The organism is Pandoraea morbifera (assembly GCF_902459575.1).
Classification (GTDB): Bacteria; Pseudomonadota; Gammaproteobacteria; order Burkholderiales; family Burkholderiaceae; genus Pandoraea; species Pandoraea morbifera.
Genome location: NZ_CABPSD010000004.1, coordinates 66,427 through 86,973 on the forward strand (window position 1 = coordinate 66,427; position 20,547 = coordinate 86,973).

16 protein-coding genes are annotated in these 20,547 nt (G+C 66.5%); 6 read left to right on the top strand and 10 right to left on the bottom strand.

Going from position 1 to position 20,547, the window contains the following annotated elements; all coding sequences use genetic code 11:
• Positions 1 to 194: 194 nt before the first annotated feature.
• The 7 genes from PMO31116_RS08485 to PMO31116_RS08520 all read right to left on the bottom strand — a co-directional run bounded on the left by PMO31116_RS08485 (position 195) and on the right by PMO31116_RS08520 (position 9,490).
• On the bottom strand, positions 195 to 1,748 hold the full coding sequence (locus PMO31116_RS08485; protein ID WP_246185207.1) for a glucan biosynthesis protein G: 1,554 nt from the start codon (positions 1,746 to 1,748) through the stop codon (positions 195 to 197).
• Positions 1,749 to 2,455: 707 nt separating this feature from the next.
• Positions 2,456 to 3,985, bottom strand: coding sequence for an MATE family efflux transporter (locus PMO31116_RS08495; protein ID WP_150566342.1), 1,530 nt, complete (start codon positions 3,983 to 3,985; stop codon positions 2,456 to 2,458).
• Between the two features lie 6 nt (positions 3,986 to 3,991).
• Positions 3,992 to 5,011 (bottom strand): alpha/beta hydrolase family protein, encoded by a 1,020-nt coding sequence (locus PMO31116_RS08500; RefSeq protein ID WP_150566343.1) that lies wholly within the window; start codon positions 5,009 to 5,011, stop codon positions 3,992 to 3,994.
• Between the two features lie 258 nt (positions 5,012 to 5,269).
• Positions 5,270 to 6,541 carry a cyanate transporter gene (locus tag PMO31116_RS08505; RefSeq protein ID WP_150566344.1) on the bottom strand — a complete coding sequence of 424 codons (1,272 nt, stop codon included), beginning with the start codon at positions 6,539 to 6,541 and terminating at the stop codon, positions 5,270 to 5,272.
• The gene (locus PMO31116_RS08510) at positions 6,538 to 7,761 is read right to left on the bottom strand and encodes an amidohydrolase family protein (protein ID WP_150566345.1); all 1,224 of its coding nucleotides are present in this window, start codon (positions 7,759 to 7,761) and stop codon (positions 6,538 to 6,540) included. The genes PMO31116_RS08505 and PMO31116_RS08510 overlap by 4 nt, the downstream gene beginning before the upstream one ends.
• Positions 7,758 to 9,236, bottom strand: a complete 1,479-nt coding sequence (locus PMO31116_RS08515) for a sodium:solute symporter family protein (protein WP_150566346.1) — start codon at positions 9,234 to 9,236, stop codon at positions 7,758 to 7,760. Before PMO31116_RS08515 ends, PMO31116_RS08510 begins: the two co-directional genes overlap by 4 nt.
• Positions 9,233 to 9,490: a DUF3311 domain-containing protein gene (locus PMO31116_RS08520; RefSeq protein WP_150566347.1), complete on the bottom strand. Its 258-nt coding sequence runs from the start codon at positions 9,488 to 9,490 to the stop codon at positions 9,233 to 9,235. Before PMO31116_RS08520 ends, PMO31116_RS08515 begins: the two co-directional genes overlap by 4 nt.
• A 398-nt stretch (positions 9,491 to 9,888) precedes the next feature.
• Here PMO31116_RS08520 and PMO31116_RS08525 point away from each other — a divergent pair, with 398 nt between their 5' ends.
• From PMO31116_RS08525 to PMO31116_RS08540, 4 genes are all read left to right on the top strand, one after another.
• Complete coding sequence (locus PMO31116_RS08525) at positions 9,889 to 10,713, top strand: GntR family transcriptional regulator (protein WP_150566348.1); 825 nt, start codon at positions 9,889 to 9,891, stop codon at positions 10,711 to 10,713.
• Between the two features lie 249 nt (positions 10,714 to 10,962).
• Positions 10,963 to 12,264, top strand: a complete 1,302-nt coding sequence (locus tag PMO31116_RS08530; protein ID WP_150566349.1) for a UDP-N-acetylglucosamine 1-carboxyvinyltransferase — start codon at positions 10,963 to 10,965, stop codon at positions 12,262 to 12,264.
• Positions 12,265 to 12,675: 411 nt separating this feature from the next.
• Positions 12,676 to 13,458 carry a response regulator transcription factor gene (locus tag PMO31116_RS08535; RefSeq protein WP_246185227.1) on the top strand — a complete coding sequence of 261 codons (783 nt, stop codon included), beginning with the start codon at positions 12,676 to 12,678 and terminating at the stop codon, positions 13,456 to 13,458.
• A 68-nt stretch (positions 13,459 to 13,526) separates the two neighbouring features.
• Positions 13,527 to 16,286, top strand: coding sequence for a hybrid sensor histidine kinase/response regulator (locus PMO31116_RS08540; protein WP_174970996.1), 2,760 nt, complete (start codon positions 13,527 to 13,529; stop codon positions 16,284 to 16,286).
• Between the two features lie 117 nt (positions 16,287 to 16,403).
• On the opposite strand, the gene PMO31116_RS08545 is transcribed toward PMO31116_RS08540, so the two are convergent.
• The 3 genes from PMO31116_RS08545 to PMO31116_RS08550 form a co-directional block, all read right to left on the bottom strand.
• On the bottom strand, positions 16,404 to 17,744 hold the full coding sequence (locus PMO31116_RS08545) for an MFS transporter (protein ID WP_425494783.1): 1,341 nt from the start codon (positions 17,742 to 17,744) through the stop codon (positions 16,404 to 16,406).
• 50 nt (positions 17,745 to 17,794) lie between these two features.
• Complete coding sequence (locus tag PMO31116_RS23630) at positions 17,795 to 18,448, bottom strand: DUF4286 family protein (RefSeq protein ID WP_174970999.1); 654 nt, start codon at positions 18,446 to 18,448, stop codon at positions 17,795 to 17,797.
• Positions 18,449 to 18,631: 183 nt separating this feature from the next.
• A complete protein-coding gene (locus PMO31116_RS08550) occupies positions 18,632 to 19,585 on the bottom strand; it encodes a LysR family transcriptional regulator (protein ID WP_150566352.1) in 954 nt (317 codons plus the stop codon).
• A gap of 295 nt (positions 19,586 to 19,880) precedes the next feature.
• Between PMO31116_RS08550 and PMO31116_RS08555 the strand changes: the two genes are divergently transcribed.
• Positions 19,881 to 20,093, top strand: a complete 213-nt coding sequence (locus tag PMO31116_RS08555; RefSeq protein WP_150566353.1) for a hypothetical protein — start codon at positions 19,881 to 19,883, stop codon at positions 20,091 to 20,093.
• Between the two features lie 58 nt (positions 20,094 to 20,151).
• The gene (locus PMO31116_RS08560; RefSeq protein ID WP_150566354.1) at positions 20,152 to 20,499 is read left to right on the top strand and encodes a hypothetical protein; all 348 of its coding nucleotides are present in this window, start codon (positions 20,152 to 20,154) and stop codon (positions 20,497 to 20,499) included.
• Positions 20,500 to 20,547: the final 48 nt, after the last annotated feature.

Sequence of the window (20,547 nt, forward strand, 5' to 3'; positions counted from 1 at the left end):
GGGGTCGGCACCCGGCGCCGCGTCGCTCGCGGGGTTCGCCAGGCGCGCGGCGAGCAACCGCTGTACGCGCGTCAGGACGTCGAGCGAATCGCCGCCGTCGCGCTTCGCCTGGGCGAGCAGCGCGCGACGCTTTTCAGCGGGCAGGGGCAACCGGTCGACGTACAACTCGTCGACCGGAATGTCGGAGCGGTCGCTCACTCGGGGGGTAACAGGTAGCTCCACGTTTCGGATAGGGTATTGCTGCCGTTGCGCAGGTAGGCGCGCATTTCGACGGGTTTCTCGGAATCGAGGCGGCGCATGCGCAGCATGACGCGATAGCCTCCCGTGACGTCATTGCGCTGTGTCTGCACTTCGAGGATCTTGCCATTGCCGTCGATGGACACATTCCCTTCGACCTTGGCGTCTTCCGGCAGTTTCTTGAGCGCCGGGCCTTCGAAATCGAGTGCGAACAGCAGACTGTCGTCTGGTTTCCCCCGGTAGCCATGGCCTCGACGGCTTTGCGTCACCCGCGCCATCGGCGGGCGCTTGTCGTTATCCTTTTGCCACGACAGACGGTATTCGAGCGAATACGGCTGCTTGGGCTTCGGCGGCGCATCGGGTACCCAGTACGCCACGATGTTGTCGTTGGTTTCGTCCGGCGTGGGAATCTGCACGAGTTCGACGCGGCCCTGTCCCCACTTGCCCTTGGGCTCGACCCAGGCGCTGGGACGCGACTCGTAGTGGTCCTCGAGGTCCTGGTAGTCGCTGAAGTCGCGATCGCGCTGCATGAGCCCGAACCCCGCCGGGTTGGACAGGGCGAACGAGGAAACCAGCAAGCGCTTGGGATTGACGAGGGGACGCCAGATCCACTCGCCGGTGCCGGACTGGATGGACAAGCCATCGGAGTCGTGTACTTCGGGGCGATAGTCGGGCACGGCGGCCGGCTGGTTCTCGCCAAAGAAGAACATGCTGGTGAGCGGCGCGATGCCCAGCTTGGTGACGTTTTCGCGCAGGAACAGTTCGGCCTTGACGTCGACGGTGGTGTCGACGCCGGGTCGCAGCGTGAAACGATAGGCGCCACTGGCGCGCGGCGAATCGAGCAGCGCGTAGATGGTCAGTTCCTTGGCGCCCGGCGCGGGACGCTGGATCCAGAATTCGGTGAACCGCGGAAACTCTTCACCGGAGTTGAGCGCGGTGTCGAGCGCCAGGCCACGCGCCGACAGGCCATAGGTCTGGTTCTTGCCCAGCGCACGGAAGTAGCTCGCGCCGAGGAACACCATTACCTCGTCCTTGTATTTGGGCGCATTGACCGGGTAGTGAATGCGAAAACCTGCAAAGCCAAGACCCTTGAGCTGCTTCGGGTCGACCTTGAGGGCGCCGAACTCGAACATGTCCGGGCTGTAGCGCACTTCGCGCACGGCGTTGCCGACCACCTCGTTGATCTTGACCGGCCGGTCGTAGTATGAGCCCTCGTGGAAGAACATCAGCTCGAACGGCAACTTCTGCGTACGCCACAGTGCCTTCTCAGGCTTGAAGCGGATGTTGCGATACCGATCGTACGAGAGGTTCTGAAGCTCCTTGGGGAGGTTCGGATCCTTGGGCTTGTAGCGATTGTTCGCCAACGTGCGCGCCTGTTTGGCGACGTCGTCGAACGAGAAGGCATGGGCGGCGCCGGAGCACAACGCGCAAATGCCGAGCGCGCCAGCAAGCGCCAGGCGCAGGGCACGGCGGGAGATCACGCGGAAACTCGCGGTGGACAGGAATTCCATCGGCAGTGAGGATTGGCATGTAACGCGCGTGCTGACCGCAGCCAGCGTGCGCCGAACGCGCAATTTTACCCGTTCATTTCCCGATTGACTAAAGGCGCATCGGCAAAACCTTCGAAGCAGGCACTCACATTACCCCGATCGTCAGCTATGACGGGACTTCACGGCAGTCACAAATTTGTGACTATTTGTGACCAATGCGCAATTCGAAAGGATTTCCTTTCCTTTTTTGCCCGATTCCCGCCATTCAATCACCACTTTCGCGTCATTCCTGCGGCATTCCAGGGGGATTCGCACAAGTATCACCAAATTAGCATTGCGTTATAACGCCAGTGTCATGCGCTGACCGAACCGTATTTTTCGTCTCCCCCCCCCTCTTTTATTCCCACCCCGATCCCCCTCCCTACCCCCGCAGCGGACCGGGGACCTATTCCGCCCCTCAAACATTGACCCAACTCGGTTCGGAACAGGCCCCCGATCCGCCGCTCTTCGCACCCTTCGCACCCTTCGCACCCTTCGCACCCTTCGCACCCTTTGCACCCTTTGCACCCTTTGCCTCATCTTTCTCTCCCCCCCCCCCACACACTCTCGTCGTCTCCCGCGAACCCACTCTCACCATGCGCCGGCTCATCCCCCGCCTCGGCGCCTTCTCCTAACTCCACCCGGATATCGCCCTCCACCTCCATCCGCCGACGGACCACTCAACCTCGTCACGGACGCGTTTCGGTGGATTCGCCCGGCGCTTCGCGTGATTCGATGGGACGGCGCGGATCCTCCGTCAGCGACTCGCCCGACGAAGGCGACACGATGGGCGCCGGCGACGGCCCCGCCGGCGCACTCACGGCATCCTTGACCGGCGCCACGGCCAGCTTCGCGCCACCGGACAGCATCCGCATGCCCCGCCAACGGCCCCACTTGTAGTAGGCGAGCGCCATGACGAGCGAAACCGCAAAGCCCAGCGGGAAGCTCCACCAGATCGCCTCCGCCCCCCAGTGTTTCTGCATCTGCCACGCAAACGGCAACCGGATGACCCACTGGGACACGAAGAGGATGACGAGCGGCGCCGCCACCGCCCCCGTCGCACGCACGACCCCGAAAAGCACGATGGTCACGCCAAACAGCACGAATGACCACGCCACTACGGTGTTGATGTGCTGTGCCACAGAGATGGCATAGCCGTCGCCCGGCAGAAAGGCATTCATGAACTGACGATTGAAAAGGAGGATCGCAATGACGAGCGCACCGGTCATGACGAAGTTGAGGCCCACGCCAACCCGGCCAATGCGCGAGACGCGATCCCACAGCCCCGCCCCGACGTTCTGCGCGGTCATGGACGACACCCCCGCACCAATGGCCAGCGCCGGCATCTGCACGTAGGTCCACAACTGGGAGGCAACGCCATACGCCGCCGTGGTCTGCGATCCATACCCGTTGACGAATCCCATCATGACCATGGCCGACGACGAGATCACGACCATCTGCAATCCCATCGGCAAGCCCTTGACGACGATGAGCCTGAGCAAGCCCGGATCGATGCGAAGGTACTTCCAGTCCTCGCGCTGCAGCCACAAGGGATCGCGCCGGCGATAGAGGGTGTACATGAGCGCCGCGAGACTCACGCTCTGCGCGACGAGTGTCGCGCCCGCCGAGCCCGCGATGCCGAATGGCGGAACCGGCCCCCATCCGAAGATGAACAACGGATTGAGCGCGACGTCGAGGCCAGCCGAAAGCAGCATGAACCGGAACGGCGTACGCGCATCGCCCGCCCCCCGTAACGCCATCATGACGAAGTTGTAGAAGTACATGACCGGCAAGGCCAGGAAGATGATGCGCAGGTAAGCGACGGCGAAGTCGCGCGCATCGCCAGGCGTGCCGAGCATGTGCAGCAGTTCGGGCGTGAAGCAGTAGCCGATCAGGGCCACAGCCACGGAGACGAGTACGAAGAAGGTGGCGCTGGTGCCGACGATTCGCTGGGTGAGCTCGCGATTCTTCGCGCCGATGGACTGGCCGATGAGGATGGTGTTGGCCATGCTGATGCCGAACACCACGCCCAGCAGGAAGAACAGCAGGATGTTGGCGTTGGACGCCGCGGTCAGCGCGGACTCGCCCAGGTAGTGCCCGATCCACATGGCGTTGATCGAAGCGTTAAGGGACTGCAGGACATTGCTGCCGAGCACAGGCAGCGAGAACCAGAACAGCGTCCTGCCGATGGGGCCGCGCGTCAGATCCCTTTCGGCCATGATGCGCTACTTGGCGTCGAATTTCACGCCGGATGCCGGCGTGGGCACGGCACATCGGTGCGCGCGCACATTGTCGAGAAAGCGCTGGACAATGGGCAGTACCTTGGCCTCGATGTCGCCGTGACCGTACCCGAACCCCGCGAAGTTGAAATGCGTGGCGTTGTCGACGACGGCCTGCCAATGGCACCCCGGCGGCAGATCGGCGAAGGGCTCGGTGCGCGTCTGCCATTTGCCGTCGAGCGGCGCGTCGCGCGTGCCGGTCACGAGCAGCACGGGTTTGTGGATGTCGTGCCACGCCCCCGCCGGAAAGATCGACCCGCTGCCCTGGGGCGACAACGCGATGTAGCCGTCGAAGCGGTCGTCGCTGTCAAGCCGGAGCTTGTTCTTCGCCCCCGCCTCGATCATGACGGTGGCCGCTCCCATGGAATGCCCGACCAGCACGGAAGGCCCGGCACGGCATTGCGTTCGCGCCCAATGCAGCGCCGCCCCGACATCCTCTAGCCGGTCGTCATACGCTTCGGGATCCGTAGTGAGTGCGAGCAGGCCGTCGCGCAATCCACCGTTACGCACGCGCTCGCGCAAGGAGTCGCGCCCGCTTTCCTTGTGCGCCATGGTCACGGCGAGCCACCCGTATTGCGAGAGCGCGCGGCCGAGCCACGAGAGCGCGTCGCGGTCGTCGCCCGCCCCCGGGCTCAGCACGGCCACGCCGTTGCATGCCGCCGGCGGACGAAAGACGTGGAGTTCGGCATAGGCGCCATCGCTGCGCAACACGCGCTGGTCGACACCGGTGGAAGGGGACGCTTTGGCGCCCGGCGCCGCGACGGCGGCAGCGGGCGCCGAAGGCACGGACGCCGCTGCGGGCCTCACGACAGGATTGCCCGGTCGCCCCGGCAAGATCGTATCGGCTGCCGGAACCACGGGGGAGAACGTGCCGAGCCCGAGTATCAATGCGGCCGCGCCGACGCTGCGGGCACCGACCGTGACGAGTGTCGCCCCGAACGATCGTCCCACGGTCCCGCGCGACATTCCGAGCATCCGTTCTCCCTTTGGCCTGGTCTCTGAAGATACGCAGCCAATCGGGCCCTGCGGACCGAGAGCACCGACCGGACCGGCAACGACGGTCTCGCGCCGAAGTCCCGCTGCGACATCACACGATGAGCCATCTTAGCGCGGATTGCGAAGGGATTCGCATGAATTTTGCATTGGCGACTCGTGTCTCGCGTGCGCAACGCGTGAGCCCCTCCCGCGACCCTCGCGCGCCCCTCGGTCGGCCAGCACGCCCCCTCAAGCGCGCTGATGGCGCGCCCGTCGCGGATCGCGCGCCAGACCGAGTGCCGCCGCGTAGCCCGCCGGATCGAAGCGCCAGGTCAGCGCGATCAGCGCCATGTTCACGACGATGAGTCCCGCCCACGATGGAAGGAAGCTGCCGGTCGCGGCGAGCACGGCACCGGAGACGAACGGCGCGAGTGCCGCGATGCAAAAGCCCACGCCCTGCATGAAAGCGGCGAGCGCGGCAGCGTGACGCGGCTGTGTGTGATGGTCGAGGGCCAGTACGAGCCCCAGCGAGAAGGTACCCCCCAGTCCGAACCCGATGCCGCCGACCCATGCCCAAGGGGCGAGGTCGGACGCAAAGGCCAGACCGGCGAGTCCGGCCAGGGTGGCCGCCAGTGCCAGGGTGAGCCAGCGGCGGCGGTCGACGTTGCGACGCGCCAGCCACGGCAGCATGAGGGCGGCCACGACCTGGCACGCGGTCAGGCCCGCGAGCAACGCACCGCTTTGCGTTGCGCTCATGCCATGCTGCTGGTAGAACGGCGGCAGCCAGGCCACCATGGTCGTGTAGGTGCAGTTGATGAGACCGAAGTAGACGGCGAGCGTCCACGCCCGGTGTTTGCCCAACAGGTGCAACATGGACGGCGCTTCATCCGCAGGCGACGTCGCGCGCTCGCCGACCGCTTCATTCGCGGGGCGCGATTCCACGGCAGTGGCGGCCCGTGCGCCGCCGGTGGCCATCGACGCAGCCAACGGCGCGCGCGACCACGCGAGCGCCGCCGCCAGCACGACCACCAGCCACATGCCGAGTCCGATACGCCAGTCGCCGGCCTCGGACACCGCCCACGGACTGAGCGCCGCGCCGAGCCCCCCGCCGCCCATGAGCGCGGCGGAGTACAAGCCCATGATCGCGCTCATGCGCGCGGCGCCATAGTTCGCCTTGACCACGCCGGGCAGCAATGCCTGGACGATCGCAATGCCGGCGCCCGACACGAGCGCCGTGGCGAGCATCGTCACGGTATCGTCGGCGACGAAGCGCACGCCACAGGCAAGCGCCAGCGCCGCCAGGCCGAGCAGCACGCCACGACGCTCGCCGAAACGCCGTGTCAGCCCGCCGGCCGCAAACGCCCCCGCGCCCATGGCCAGTACGGGCAGCGACGTGAGCAGCGCCGCCACCGGATAGGTCATGCCGGTGGCGGCGCGAATTTGCGGCAACAAGGGGCTGATGGACGTGAGCGTCGGGCGCAGCGTGAGGCCCACCGCGACGATGGCCAGCCAGAGGGTCATACCGCAACGCCCTCGCTGACGACGACGCGTCCGTTGGCGACCACCCAGCGACGCGGCGCACGCGCGACGATGGCTTGCGCCGCATTGACGGCGTCGACGAGCACCAGATCGGCTCGCGCGCCGACGTGCAGGCCGTAGTCGTCGAACCAGCAGGCGCGCGCGCCCTGGTGCGTCACGCAATCGAGCGCCATCTCGAGCTCGTCGTCGCGTCGCAGGTTGTAGCGCAACCCGATCATCATGGCGCGCTCGAGCATGTCGGGCACGCCATACGGCGTCCACGTGTCGCGAATGCCGTCGTTGCCGCCCGCGAGCGGCACCCCGGCGCGACGGGATGCCATGAGCGGCGGCACGACGCGCGACGGCGGGGCCGTGGTGATCAGCGCCACACCGGCATCCGCCAGGCGGGCCAGCATGACATCGGCCCGCGCCGCGTCGAGTTCCCCCAGGCAAAACGCATGCGAGACCACCACCTTGCCCTGCATGCCGAGCGCCGCAATGCGCTCGAGCATCAGTTCGAATGTGAAGACCCCCATCTCGCCCGGCTCATGCAGGTGCATGTCGATGGGACATCCGTGTTTGTCCGCGAGCGCGAACATGGCGTCGAGCGAGGCTTTCGGATCCCGGTCGATGGCGCAAGGATCGAGCCAGCCGAGCACGTCGGCGCCACGTGCGAGCGCCGCGTCGAGCAAAGCCACGGTGCCCTCGCGATCGAGCACGCCCGACTGCGGAAACGCCACGATCTGCATGTCGAGCGTGTCGGCCAGTGTCTCGCGCGTGGCGAGCACCCCTTCGAGATGGCGCAGACCGGCATCGGTGTCGATGTCGACGTGCGTGCGCAGGCGCGTGGTGCCGGCGGCGAGAAACGCGCGACCGAGCGCCAGCGACGCGGCGCCTGCGTCGTGGCCACTCCCGGCACGCCAGCGACGCTCGTTGTCGATCCGGTCGATGAGCCGCGAGCCGCAATCGTTGACGTACCAGGGCATGCCCCACACGGTCTTGTCCAGGTGCGTGTGCGACTCCACGAGCCCCGGCAGCAGCAACGCGCCGCACGCATCGATGCGCGTGACGCCATCTGCCGCCAGCGGCGAAGCCGACGGAGCTGACGGAGGCGACACCGGGGGTAGCGATGCCCCGATGGCCGCGATCCGTCCGTTCTCGACGCGCACGTCCACCGGCGTCCCGTCGAGCGCGCGTGCGTTGCGAATGTCCAGTATTGTCATGCCTTCCTCAAGTGGATTTCCCCGGCGACGTTGCGCGAACGCGTGAGCAGACTCACCGCCACGAACGTCACCCCGTTCACCGCAAGCGCCACCAGCCCCATGTTGATCGATGCGACCGTCGCCGAAGCGTTCGGCATCAGCGTGTGCAGGTTGACGTCGAAGCCGACTGCGGCGGCCAGCACGACGGCCCCGGCACCAATGCCGGCAAAAGCGCCGTACTTGTTGCCGAACGGGCGCGGCAGCAGGCTTGCCACGAACGACGGGAACAATTGCGTGAGCAGACTCGACGCGAACAGCGCCAGCGCCACGAAGGTCGCGCCGCCGCGCAGCACGAAGAACACCGCAACCAGCCCGAACACCGGCAGCACGCGCTTGGCAAGCTTACCCACCGCCGCTTCGCTCGCGTGAGGGGCAAAGCCGTCGCGATAGATGTTCTTGGCGATCAGCGTCGAGGCGTTGAGCAGGATCATCGAACCGGGCACGAGCGCGGTCAACACCCCCACGCCACCGATCACGCCCACGAACCATGGCGAGAATGTCTGCTTGACGATACGCAGCAGCGCCAGATCGGAGTCCGTGCCGCTAAGCCCCGGCACCTGCAGAATCGCGGCAAACCCGACGAAGAACATGAACGCGATGACCATCTGGTACAGCGGCATCAGGATCGTGTTCTTGCGCACCGCATTTTCCGTCTTGGCCGCGTACACGGAGGTGAACACGTACGGATACAGGTAGTAGCCGAGCGACGTCAGCAGAATCGTCGAGTTGTACCAGGACAGCGTAAGGCCACTCGTGGGCATTTGCAGAAAACCCGGTCGCGCCGCCTCGATGCGGTCGAACATTTCGCCGAATCCCCCGAAGTAGTGCAGCGGCAGATATATGCCGAGGAACACCGCGATCGCGAGAATCAGAACGTCCTTGTAAATGGCAATGCTCGCGGAGCCGTGAATGCCGGAGACGGTGATGTAGAGCACCATGGCAATCGCGCCACACCAGATCGCCACCGCGGGTGAAATGCTGCCATACGATGCCTCGGAGACGATGATGCCCAGACCGCGCAACTGGATGATCAGCAATGCGCTCATGCCGAGCACGGCCACCACCGAGACGACCACACCGAGCGCGCGCGAGCGATATGCCGTGGCGAAGAAGTCGGAGAACGACACGCAATGGTGTCGCGTGGCATGACGCCACGCCGCCGGCAGCATCCAATACCCCAGCAGATAGGCCAGCGCGCCGTAGGCGAGGATGTAGAACGCGGGCGGCCCCTTGCTGTAGGCCCACCCGCTCGCCCCGAGGAACGTGAACGTCGAGAACGCCTCGCCCGCCATCAACAGGAACACGAGCAACGTTCCGAAGCCCCGGCCACCGACGGCCCACTGCTCCAGACTCATGGTGCGCCCGCGCCGCGCACGAATGCCCACGAACAGGGCGAAGGCGAGAAACGCCGCAATGACGGCCAGCGCGGCGTTCATGACGTCGCTCCGTCACGCCCGGCGCAAGCGTCAGGCGCCGCGCCCTCCCGCGCCCCCGGATTTCGCCCGGCATCGCGCGATCCATCGAAGCGGAACATCACGACCATGACGGCCGAGGTGAGCAGCAGCCAGACGATGTTCCAAGTCATCAGGAACGGAAGCCCCGCGAGCCGGGTGCCCAGATGCTCGGCGAGCCAACCGCCGCTATAGAAGGCCGCGATGGGAAGCGCGGCCAGGCAATGTACAGGTTTCATGACGTCTCCAGACCCAAGAGGAATCGAACGACCGCCGCAGTGGCGTGTCCCGATGGCTTGCCCGCTTCGTGGCTGGCGAGAGACGACGAATTGCCATATCATCAACCAAATACCACAAAATGGTTAACCATTTTTGTTGACCATTATCGGCAACGAATTGCCGAAATGCAAGGTCGCGGTGTTGGAGTGCGGGTTTGCGATAGGGGCCGAAGGCGCGTGGCAGGCGCGCGACAAGCGCACGCGGGCGGTGTCGGCTCCGGTTGATGCCCCGTCACGGGGGAAGTCGACACCGGATCGCCGCCCTGGCGCGGTGGCGCGAGCGTGGGGACAGGTACAATTCGCCGACACCGACGCGAAGCGCGTCGTCCCCATGCCCTCGCGGATGAAGGAGAAGAGGCTTGAGCCGCAATGCAGCACCGGCGTCGCCACGCGACGCGTCCCAAGGTGAGTCCCGAGGTGCATCGCACGTCGATGCGCCGCCCGCTGCGGCCGACGATCCCGCATCGAAGCTCGAAGGCGCGTCGGCGGGTGCGGGGCAGCCCATCGAGGCGCGCGTCTATCAGGCCATCTCGCAGGCCTTGCTCTCCGGCAAGCTGCGGCCCGGCATGCCGCTGCGCGAGCGCAATCTGGCGCAGGCTTTCGATTGCACGCGCGGCGCGGTGCGCAAGGTGCTCGCGCGGCTCGGCTTCGAGGGCAAGCTGGTGCTCGAACCCAATCGCGGAGCGTTCGTTCCGCAGCCGTCGCTCGAGGACATCCGCCAGACCTATCGCGCCCGCCGCGTGCTCGAAACCGGCGTAATCGCGAGTATCTGCACGCGACTGAGCGCCGGCCAGCTGGCAGAACTCGACGCGCATGTGGCCATCGAGGCCCGCTCGCATGCCGACGGCACGCACGAGCGCTCGATACGCCTTGCGGGCGAGTTTCATCTGAAGTTGATCGGTATGGCCGACAGCGCCGAACTCGATGTCTTCGCGCGCCAGCTCGTGGCGAAAACGGAGCTTTACAAGGCGCTGTACGACCCGGCGGAGTTTATCCACTGCGCGCCCACGGAGCACGCACAACTGGTGGACCAGTTGCGCCGTGGCGAGACCCAGGCCGCGATCGTCCTCGCGACCGCTCACCTCGACGAGCTCGAGGCCCGCGTACTCACGCGCGCGGCAGCGGCGGAGACGCCCGACTTCCGCGCGATTTTCGCCGAAGCCTTCGCCGACGCGGCCCGCTGAGGCCGACGCCGGTCCAACGGGCCCTGCCAAGCCGGCAGCGTCGGGCCGGATCACCGGGATCGGGCCAATCGGGGCGAGATGGCATCGTCCATCGCGCGTCAAGCGGCGCGGCAATCCCACCACGGACGAGGGGTTCGCGTGGCGCGCCCCCTTCAATGGGGGTATATTGCGCCTGTTTGCGACAGGCCTCAGGCCCGCCATTTCCTCCCCCCGCACGATGTTCGAAGGCAAGAAGCCCGAAGGAAGCCCATGTCCCATCTGGTAGTCCACGGCGGCCAGCCGCTACGCGGCCGCATTACCCCCTCCGCCAACAAGAACGCCGTTCTCCCGGTACTTTGCGCCACCCTGCTCACCGATCAGCCGGTTCGCCTCGTCGGCGTGCCCGAGATCACCGACGTGCGCAAGATCCTCGACATCTTTCGTCAGCTCGGCAGCGACGTGAATGTCGATTTCGACGCCGGCACGCTCGACGTCCACCACAAGAACACCCGGTTCGACCCGCGCACCGACCATCTGCCGGAGGAGATGCGCTCGTCGATCATGCTCGTGCCGCCGCTGCTCGCGCGCTTCGGCGTGGCGCGCATCGAAGACAACATCAAGGGCTGCACGCTCGGTGTTCGCGAGATCGATCCGCATATCGAAGTGCTGCGTCACTTCGGCGGCCGCGTGGAGCGCACCGAAGGCTCGCTGCTCATCCATGCGGACGAAGCACGCCCGGCCATCCATCACTGGCTCGACTATGCGTCGGTGACCACCACTGAAAACTTCGTGCTGTGCGCGGCCACCGCCAACGGCCGCTCGCAACTGAACAACGCGGCGTCGGAGCCGCACGTGCAGGAATTCTGCCGTTTCATGCAGATGCTGGGCGTGCCCATCGAAGGCGTGGGAACGTCGCAACTCGCCATCGAGGGTGTGGAGCGCTTCGGCGGCGGCGAATTCCGTTTCGCCGAGGACTTTCACGAAATCACCACGTTCCTGGCGCTCGGCGCCATCACCGGCGGCGAGATCACGGTCAAGAACACGGCGCCCGAACAGTTCCCGCTCATCGACCGTACGTTTGCGAAGTTCGGCATCAAGGTCGAACATCGCGACGGCTGGTCCACGGCGACCGCCCAGGGCAAGCTGAAGGTGCAAACGCCGTTCACGCAGAACATTCTGACGAAGGTGGAAGCGGCGCCCTGGCCGTATTTCCCGGTCGACCTGTTGCCGATCTTCATCGCGCTGGGCGTCAAGGCCGAAGGCAGCGCCATGTTCTGGAACAAGGTGTACGACGGTGCGATGGGCTGGTCGACGGAACTCTCGAAGTTCGGCGCGCACGTGTTCCAGTCTGACCCGCATCGCCTGATCACTTTCGGCGGCGTGCCACTCTCGCCCGCCGTGGTGGAGAGCCCGTACATCATCCGCGTGGCGATTGCGCTGCTGATGGTCGCGGCGAGCATCGACGGACATTCGACGATCAAGAACGCCGATCCGATCCGCCGTGCGCATCCTCGTTTTGTGGAAAACCTTTGCTCGGTCGGCGCCAACGTCGTGTGGACGCCCACGGAATGAGCACAGGGCCCGCCGGCCTCCCCCGCAGGGGGGCCGGGCCCGCCACATGGGGTTTGCCGCCGGCGGGCAATCCCCCGATCGCCCGCGCGCCGGTCCTCGCCCCGACGAACCCGACGCCCGACCCTACCCGAGCGCTTCCCACCTGAAATCGCCCCACCTTTGCCAGACGGCATGTGTCGTTTGCGCGACGGAAAAAAATTTCTCGCGGGTCCGGTTTCGCGGGCAATCGCCGCAGCGTAACGCAGCGAATGTGAAAGAATGGCGACCATCATGAGCGATCGTCCCCAGCCTCCGCAGCCGCATGTCACACCCGCCGCACGTCAGGCGGGCGACGCCTGGCCCGCCTCGCCGCACGCCCGTCAGCTCTCGGGTGTGCGGGTGCTCGTCGTCGACGACAATCAGGACGACCGCATGCTCCTCATGGACTTCCTCAGCCAGCAGGGATGCCGCGTCTACATCGCGCAGGACGGCCGCGACGGCTACACGAAGGCGCGCACGGTGCAACCCGACCTGATCCTGATGGACATCCGCATGCCGGTCTGCGACGGCCTGGGTGCGTGCCGTCTGCTCAAGGCCGACCCCGGCACGCGTCACATCCCGCTGATCTTCCTGACGGCCGCGGCCCTGCCCGGCGAACGGGTGGCCGGGCTCTCGGCCGGCGCCGTCGACTACGTGACCAAACCGTACGATTTCGAAGAGGTACGGCTGCGCCTCTCGATCCATCTGAAGGCAGGCGCACCCGCGCCCTTACCCGGTACCGAGGCGGGCAAGGCGCCGCCGCTGCCCATACAGGCGCACACGCTCGACGCCGTGCTTTTTCGCGCCACGCGGGCGCTGCTGCTCGACCGGCTCGCGCTCACGCCCGAACTGGCCGGCCTGGCGAGCGCCGTAGGCACGAACACCCGCCGCCTGAACCTGGCGTTTCGCCGGTGCGTCGGCGTGACGGTATTCGACTTCCTACGAGAGGAGCGCATGAAGGAAGCGCGACGCCTGCTCTCCGAAACGTCGCTCGACGTCCAGGACATCGCCGGCGCCGTCGGCTTCGCCAGCGCCGCGAACTTTGCCACGGCGTTTCGCGAACGCTTCGGCATGCCGCCGAGCGGCTTTCGCGAGCTCGGGGCGTCGGGCGCGCATCGGGACGCGCCGCAGTCTCCCCCGGTAACGGACGTACCGGGAACGTCCACCGCACCATGATCGCGGGGTCATCGCGCGGACTCGACGGCGCGCCGAGCCGGCGCACCGCCATGCGGCGCGTGCGGGCCATGTCCCGCGTCATGGCCCGCATCGCGCGCTGGATCGTGCGGCTCATGATGGTTGGACTGGTCGTGCTGCTCGCGGGCGCGAGCGTCGCCCTCGCCGCCCCCACGGCCTCCGAGACGCCCGAGCCCGCCGCGTCCGCCGCGGCCGCGAAAGTGGCGGCGGCCTCGTTCATCGACATCGATGGCGCGTCATCGCCGCTCAAGCTTGACACGCGGCTGCGCATTCTCGAGGACCCGTCCGCGCGCCTCACGCCGTCGCAAGCGCTCGTCGCCCCCGGATGGCGCGACGTTGCGCCGCGCATGCTCAACCCCGGCTACAGCAGCGCCGCGTTCTGGCTCGCGGGTCACTTCGAGAACCTCGGCAAGGCGCCCGTCACCCGCTGGCTGAGCGTGGGCATCGTGCGGCTCGAAGACGTGCGCTTCTACGCCATGCCGTTCGGCAGCACGCAGCCGAGCGTGACCTGGCGCGCCGGTCACACCGTGCCGCTCGACCGGCATCCGGTCACCTCGGAGACCTCGGTTTTCCCGATCACGCTGGCGCCCGGCGAGCGCATGACGTTCCTCGTGCGCGTGCAGTCCCGGTCGTCGGTCAGCATCGTGCCCGAGCTCTGGCGTCCGGACGACTTCCGTCTGGAGGAGTCACACAACGCGATGGTCGCCATGCTGCTTGCCGGGTCGATGCTCTCGATCGCGTTGTACGCCATGGTGCTCGGCGTGGCGCGTCGCGACACGGTGTTCGTGCTGCTCGCGCTCGTCACCGTCACCCAGGTCGCGCAGGACATGGCGTTTCAGGGCTTTCTTTACCGGTACCTGCTCACGCAGGGCGGAGAATTCGTGGTGCGGGCGCCGAGCTTCTTCTCCACGCTCACCGCAGGTTTCTTCAGCGCGATGCTCATGATCTTCGCGGGCCTGCGACGCATCGCGATCTGGCGCTGGACCTACCGCGCGATGATCGCATGCATGGCCGTCATGGCGCTCTGGGTCGCTTTCGGCGATCACCGCGCGGCAGCGCTCACGCACCTGCGTCTGCTCACCGCATTCAACGCCATCTGGGTGGTGTCGCTCATCGACGGCTGGCGGCGCGGCAACGCCAACGCGCGGTTGTCGCTGCTCTCGTTCTCGCCGGGATGCGCCGTGCTGTTCTGGCGGCTGGCCATCATCTACGGCGTGCTGCCCGAGGATTGGCTGGCCAATACGGCGATGGCCTGGAGCACCAATGTCTCCGTGCTGCTCATGCTCACGATCATCTTGGCCGGCCGCTCGCGCGAGCTAGTACGCGAGCAGCGTGCCGCGCAGCATGAAGTGCTACAAACGCGCCGCGAGGAGCAAGTCAGGCTGGCCAACGCCGTCGACATGCGCACGCGCGAATTGCAGGCCGCGCTCATCGCGGCCGATGAAGCGAACAGCGCGAAGAGCGACTTCCTCGCGCGCATCAGCCACGACCTGCGCACACCGTTGACCTCCATCATCGGCTTCGCCGATCTGGTGCAGGCCGGCGGCCGCGAAGACGCCGACCGGGGTCGCATCATCCGACGCAGCGCGCACCACATGCTCGCCATGGTCAACGACCTGATCGAGTACGCCGGCGGCGGCGCAGCCGACGCGCTGCACGTCGCCCCCGTCTACACGCATGCCTTCGTCGACGCCATGGCGCACGAGGGCATGAGCCTGGCGCGCAAGCATGACAACACGTTCGTGCTCGACGTGCGCGCGCCGCTGCCGCCACTGCTCGAATTCGACGCCAAGCGGGTGCGCCAGGTCCTGGGCAATTTGCTGGACAATGCCGCGAAGTACACGTCGAACGGCACGATCACGCTCTCGCTGCACGCCACTGCGGATGCATCGCGCGCAGACCTCGTGCACGTGCGCTTCGCGGTGGAGGACTCCGGCTGCGGTATTGCGAGCGACGACCTGCCTCGCGTGTTCGAGCCATTCGCGCGACTCGACCGGGCACGACGCGTGCCGGGCGTGGGTCTTGGCCTGGCCATCGTGCAGCAATGGGTCGAGCGCATGGACGGCACGATCTCCATCGACAGCGCGCCCGACGCGGGCACGCGGGTATCGTTCACGCTCGCGCTGCGCATCGCGCGCGAAACGGATCTCGTGTCGTATTCGTTCCCGGGCATGCCCCATGCGCTGCCCGCGCTCGACGGCGGCGGCTATCGCATCTGGCTCGCGGAGGACTCGCCGGACATCCGGCAGTTCCTGCACGACGAACTGGCGAGCCTGGGCTTTGCCGTGCGCACGTTCGGCGACGGCGTCGCGCTCATCGCGGCGCTGGGCGACCCGAAAGCGTCGGCCCCGGATCTCGTGCTCACCGACCACATGATGCCCAACGCCGACGGACTCGCCGTCGCCCGTGCCACCCGGCGCCGCTGGCCCGGCGTGCCGGTACTCGCCGTCTCGGCCTCGCCCCAGGCGGTGGAAGCGAGCGGCTACGACGCGTGCCTGCTCAAGCCCATCGAGCTGGCCGATCTGCGCAACACGCTCGCGCGGCTGCTGGATCTGCAGCGCGACGAATCGCCGACCGCGTCGAACACCGACGCCCCGGGCGACCTGCCGCGAATACTGCCGTCCCGTGAACATCTGACGCAAGCGCGGCAGCTGATCGCGATGGGTGCGATCACCGATCTGATGGACTGGGCGCGCGAGTTGAGCGATCAGGCGCCGCAGTTCGACGCCTTCGCCCGACACGTTCACCAACTCGCGCAACGTGGCGATCTGGCCGGGCTCGCCGCATTGTGCGAAACGCCCGCCGGCTAGTTCGGCAACGACCGACGCCCGTCAGCACGTCTCGTCACTACGCCGCTTCGCGCACGACAAACGACAACGGCACGCCCGCAGGCGTGCCGTCGCGTCATGCCGGGATGTCGGTGTGCGTCAATCCCTGAGAGGCTTGTGCGCGGTCTCGCGCGCCGCGAGCAGCGCCACGGCCGTCACCGCGAGCGCCACCGTGACGTACAGCGATACCGACACCGTAGTGCCGTATTCCTTATACAGGCTCACGATGATGAGCGGCGCGAACCCGCCGCCCAGAATCCCCGCCAGCGTATAGGCCAGCGAAGCGCCCGCGTAGCGAACGCGGGTCGGAAACTGCTCGGTAACGAACGCTGCCTGAGGACCGTACATGATTGCGTGGATCACCAGGCCGATGACGACCGACAGCACGATGAGCGCCGGATGGGACGTATCGAGCAGCACGAAGAACCCATAAGCCCAGATCATCGCGCACAGCACGCCGAAGCCATACACCGGGCGGCGGCCGAGCTTGTCAGAAAGCGCGCCGAACAGTGGCACCGTGAGCGCGTTGCACGCGGTCCCGACGAGCACTGCGGTGAGTGCCAGCGGGCGCGACAAATGCAGCGTGCCGGTCACGTAAGTGAGCGTGAAGACCACCATCAGGGCGTAGAGCACGTCCGAGCCGATGCGCGAGCCACCGGCCACGAGCAGATTGCGCCAGTGCGAGCGAAAAACGTCGGCGATCGGCATTTCGGCCTGACGCTCCGAATGCTGGATCTGTTCGAACATCGGCGTTTCTTCCACGCCGCGACGCACCCACAAACCGAACCCCACCAGCACCAGGCTCAGCAGGAACGGCACGCGCCATCCCCACGAGAGGAAGTCGTCGGGCGAAATCGCGAGCGTGATGAGCGCGATGAGGCCGGTCGCAAGCAACGTGCCGAACGACGGTCCGACCTGCGTCCACGAGGCGTTCAATCCTCGCTTGCGCTGATCGCCGTGCTCGACCGAAAGCAGCACCGCCCCCGCCCATTCGCCGCCGAGCGCGACCCCTTGCACGAAGCGCAGCGCCACGAGGAGCACCGGGCTCCAGATGCCGATCGAGGCGTACGTGGGCAACAACCCCATGAGCCCCGTGGTCAGGCCCATGACCACAAGCGTGAGCACGAGTACGGCACGACGGCCGATCTTGTCCCCGAGGTTGCCGAACACGAACCCGCCGAGCGGGCGCGAAACATAGCCCACGGCGTACGTCGACAGCGCCAGGATCGTACCGGCGAGCGGATCGACCGACGGGAAGAACAGATGGTTGAACACGAGCGCGGCGAGCGTGTTGTAGACGGTGAAGTCGTACCATTCCAGCGTGGTGCCCACCATGCTGGCCGTCGCAAGGCGTCCCTTGTTGGCGCGGCCGGCGCGCGCGGCGTCGTGAGTCCCGGCAGACGCTTGCGCGGCGTCGCGGGTATTCGAATATGTCGTCATGGATGTCTCCAGTGGGTCCGCGAGATCGCTCGCGGGAAGGCGGCGGGAGGTCAGTCGTCGTTGGCGCCAAGGCGCCAGAGCATGGCAAAGCGGGTGACCTCGCCGGCGGGCACGCCATGGGCGGCGGCCAGCGTCTCGGCGGCGGCTCGCACGGCGTCGGGGTCGGTGCCTTCGATCAGCACCACGGCGTCCGCCGGGGGCGGCGGTGCGTCCTTGGCCGTGAGGGAGACGGACAGCGACGGCACGGTGACCTGCAACGTGGCGCGCACGATGCCGTCGGCTTGCGCCAGTTCGGCGAGCTGGGTGTCCAGTCGCGGCCGGGCCTGCGCCACGACGGCCTGCGTCAGAACAAAGGCGGCCAGCATGCCGCCCTGCCCTTCGCCTGCCTCGACGTCGAGCGTGCCGACACGACGCTGCGTACCCTGCATGCGTGCGAAGTTGCGCAGCGACCATTCCGTCTGGTGCTGGAATGCCCGGGCATAGGCCTCGCTCGTGAACACGGAGGCGTCCTGCGTGCAGTAGAGCGCCAGATACGGACGGGCGGTTTCATGCAGGGCCTTGAAGCGACGGGCGAAGCGGAAGCCCGGAATCGCCACGCGCTCCTGCATGTGCTCTCGGTCGTACCAGCGGTTGAAGTCGGCTTCGAAGGCCGGGTCGATATTCGTCCAGATGCAGAGTTGGGCGCGCGGTGCAGTCACAGTCATGAGGCAATCCATCGTTTCGACAATCGGGGGAGATCGACCCCGGCGCGCGCCGCATGGCGAGCGGCGATGCACAGGGGCCGACCGTCTTGCCGAGTGTGCAAAACGGGGGAAATGGCGTCCAACAAGAAATCAAATTCGCCGCGACAGCAAATTCTTATGACCGGCGTCCTGGGCCTGACAGCGTCAGGCCTCGCCAGCGCCCCAGGCAGGCGCCGTCATGACGGCGGCGGGTGGAATCGCGATGTCCGGGCCCATGTTCAGCGCGAACTCGCTGGCAGTGCGCTGTGCGAGGCGAGCCACGTTCTCCGCGAGCAGCGCCCCGGTACGGAACGAGCCCACGAGCGGCAGGTTGGGGAAATTGGCGTTCACGCGCAGCAAATGTAGGCTGTGTTCGCCCAGCTCGCGCTGAATGATGGCCGGGGGCAGCATCGCCACCCCGAAGCCGTCGGCCACAAGCCGGATGATGGCCGCCACCGAGGTCATGCAGTTCACGCGCACCGGACGTTCGGCGGCCACCGAGAACATGCGCTCGAGCGTCTTGTGCGGGCCGGAGTTGCGGGAAAAGCTCACCAGCGGATACGCCGCGAGATCCGACACGTCCAGCGTCTCGCCCTCGAGCTCGAGCTTCGGGCTGGCCACCCAGCGCATCGGGAATTCCGCCAGCGGCAGGTTCTCGATGCCCGCGCCATGCTGGACATCGGTCTGCAGCACGAGATCGAGCGTACCGGCTTCGAGCTGCTTGCACAGATTGATCGTCGTCTCGCTGGTGACCTCGATCTCGAGTTGCGGATACTCGCGGTGGATGCGCGCGGCCAGGTCCGGAAACCAGCTGTGCACGATCGATTCGACCACGCCGATCTTGAGCACGCCCGGCGGCATGTCGGGATCGCTCAGTTCCCGCTTCATCTCCTGACCGAGCATGACGATGCGTTCGGCATAGGCCAGCGCCTTCTGTCCGGCAGCGGTGAGCGTGACCTCCCGCGCGCTGCGATCGAACAGACGCACGCCGAAACTCTGCTCGAGTGACGCGATCCGGCTCGACACCCCGGCCTGCGTCGTATGCAGACGCTCCGCCGTAAGTCGGAAATTGCGCAGCTTGGCGAGCCAGACGAAGGTTTCGAGAAAACGCAGATTCATGCGCCCATTCTAGCGGCAACGCACGCGTGAGCCGCGCGAATGGCCCCACACCCGCCCCCCCGACACTCGATCAACACTCGATCCCCTGCTCGCCGCTCGCCGCTCGCCACTGTTACGGCCAGACGTTCCCGCCATGTTTCGGTTTCGTAACGTTTTTCGTCGCTCTGGCGCGGACCATGTGTGACCACCCCTTACAAATCAATTAGTTAATAAGCCAAAAAGGACTGGCATGGGAATTGCTATTCCTCAGGCAACGGCCCGTCGAGGCCGGAGGGCCGATTTCCTGGAGACTGTCATGGCAACCGCCCACTTTCGCCGACCGCATCCGACCGTGGAACTCGCACGCTGCGTGTTCCGACAGCACTACATCCGCATCATGCAGAGCGAGCAGCCTGGCAATTTTGCGGTGCTGGTCGACATTTGGCCCATGGATGGCCGGACATTCACAAGCATCGACCAGGCCAAGCAAGCGGCCATGGTGTTTATTCGAAATCTGGAAGACGACTGAGTCCACGTAAGTGATTCCGCGCCAGTCGCCCTGGCGCGGCCAACGAGACGAGACCGACATGAAACATCACGCCACACGCCACGGCGCCGCCCAGCGCCACGCTTTCGCTGCCATCGCTCAGCCGGTGGCCCGCCAGCCTCTCGTGCTCGATCCGGCCGGCGATCCGTATGCACGCGTTGCCGTCGAAGCCTATGCCGAAGCCTGCGCGCACGAGCAGCCCTGGCTGGCAGAAGCCTTGCAGCGCCAATATCAGTTGGCGGGCGGCACGCCGTCGAGCGCCGCTGCCTTGTGGCGCGCATTTCACGAGGCGCAACAACGCGCGCGCGAGGGCGACGCCTACGACGAGGCCGCCTGGACGCATGTGGCCCTGCATCTGTGCGGCGTGCTCGGCGCGATGAACCTGTAAATTCGCGCATTCCGGGACGTCTTGCGGGCAAACGTCGCACACGCAGGA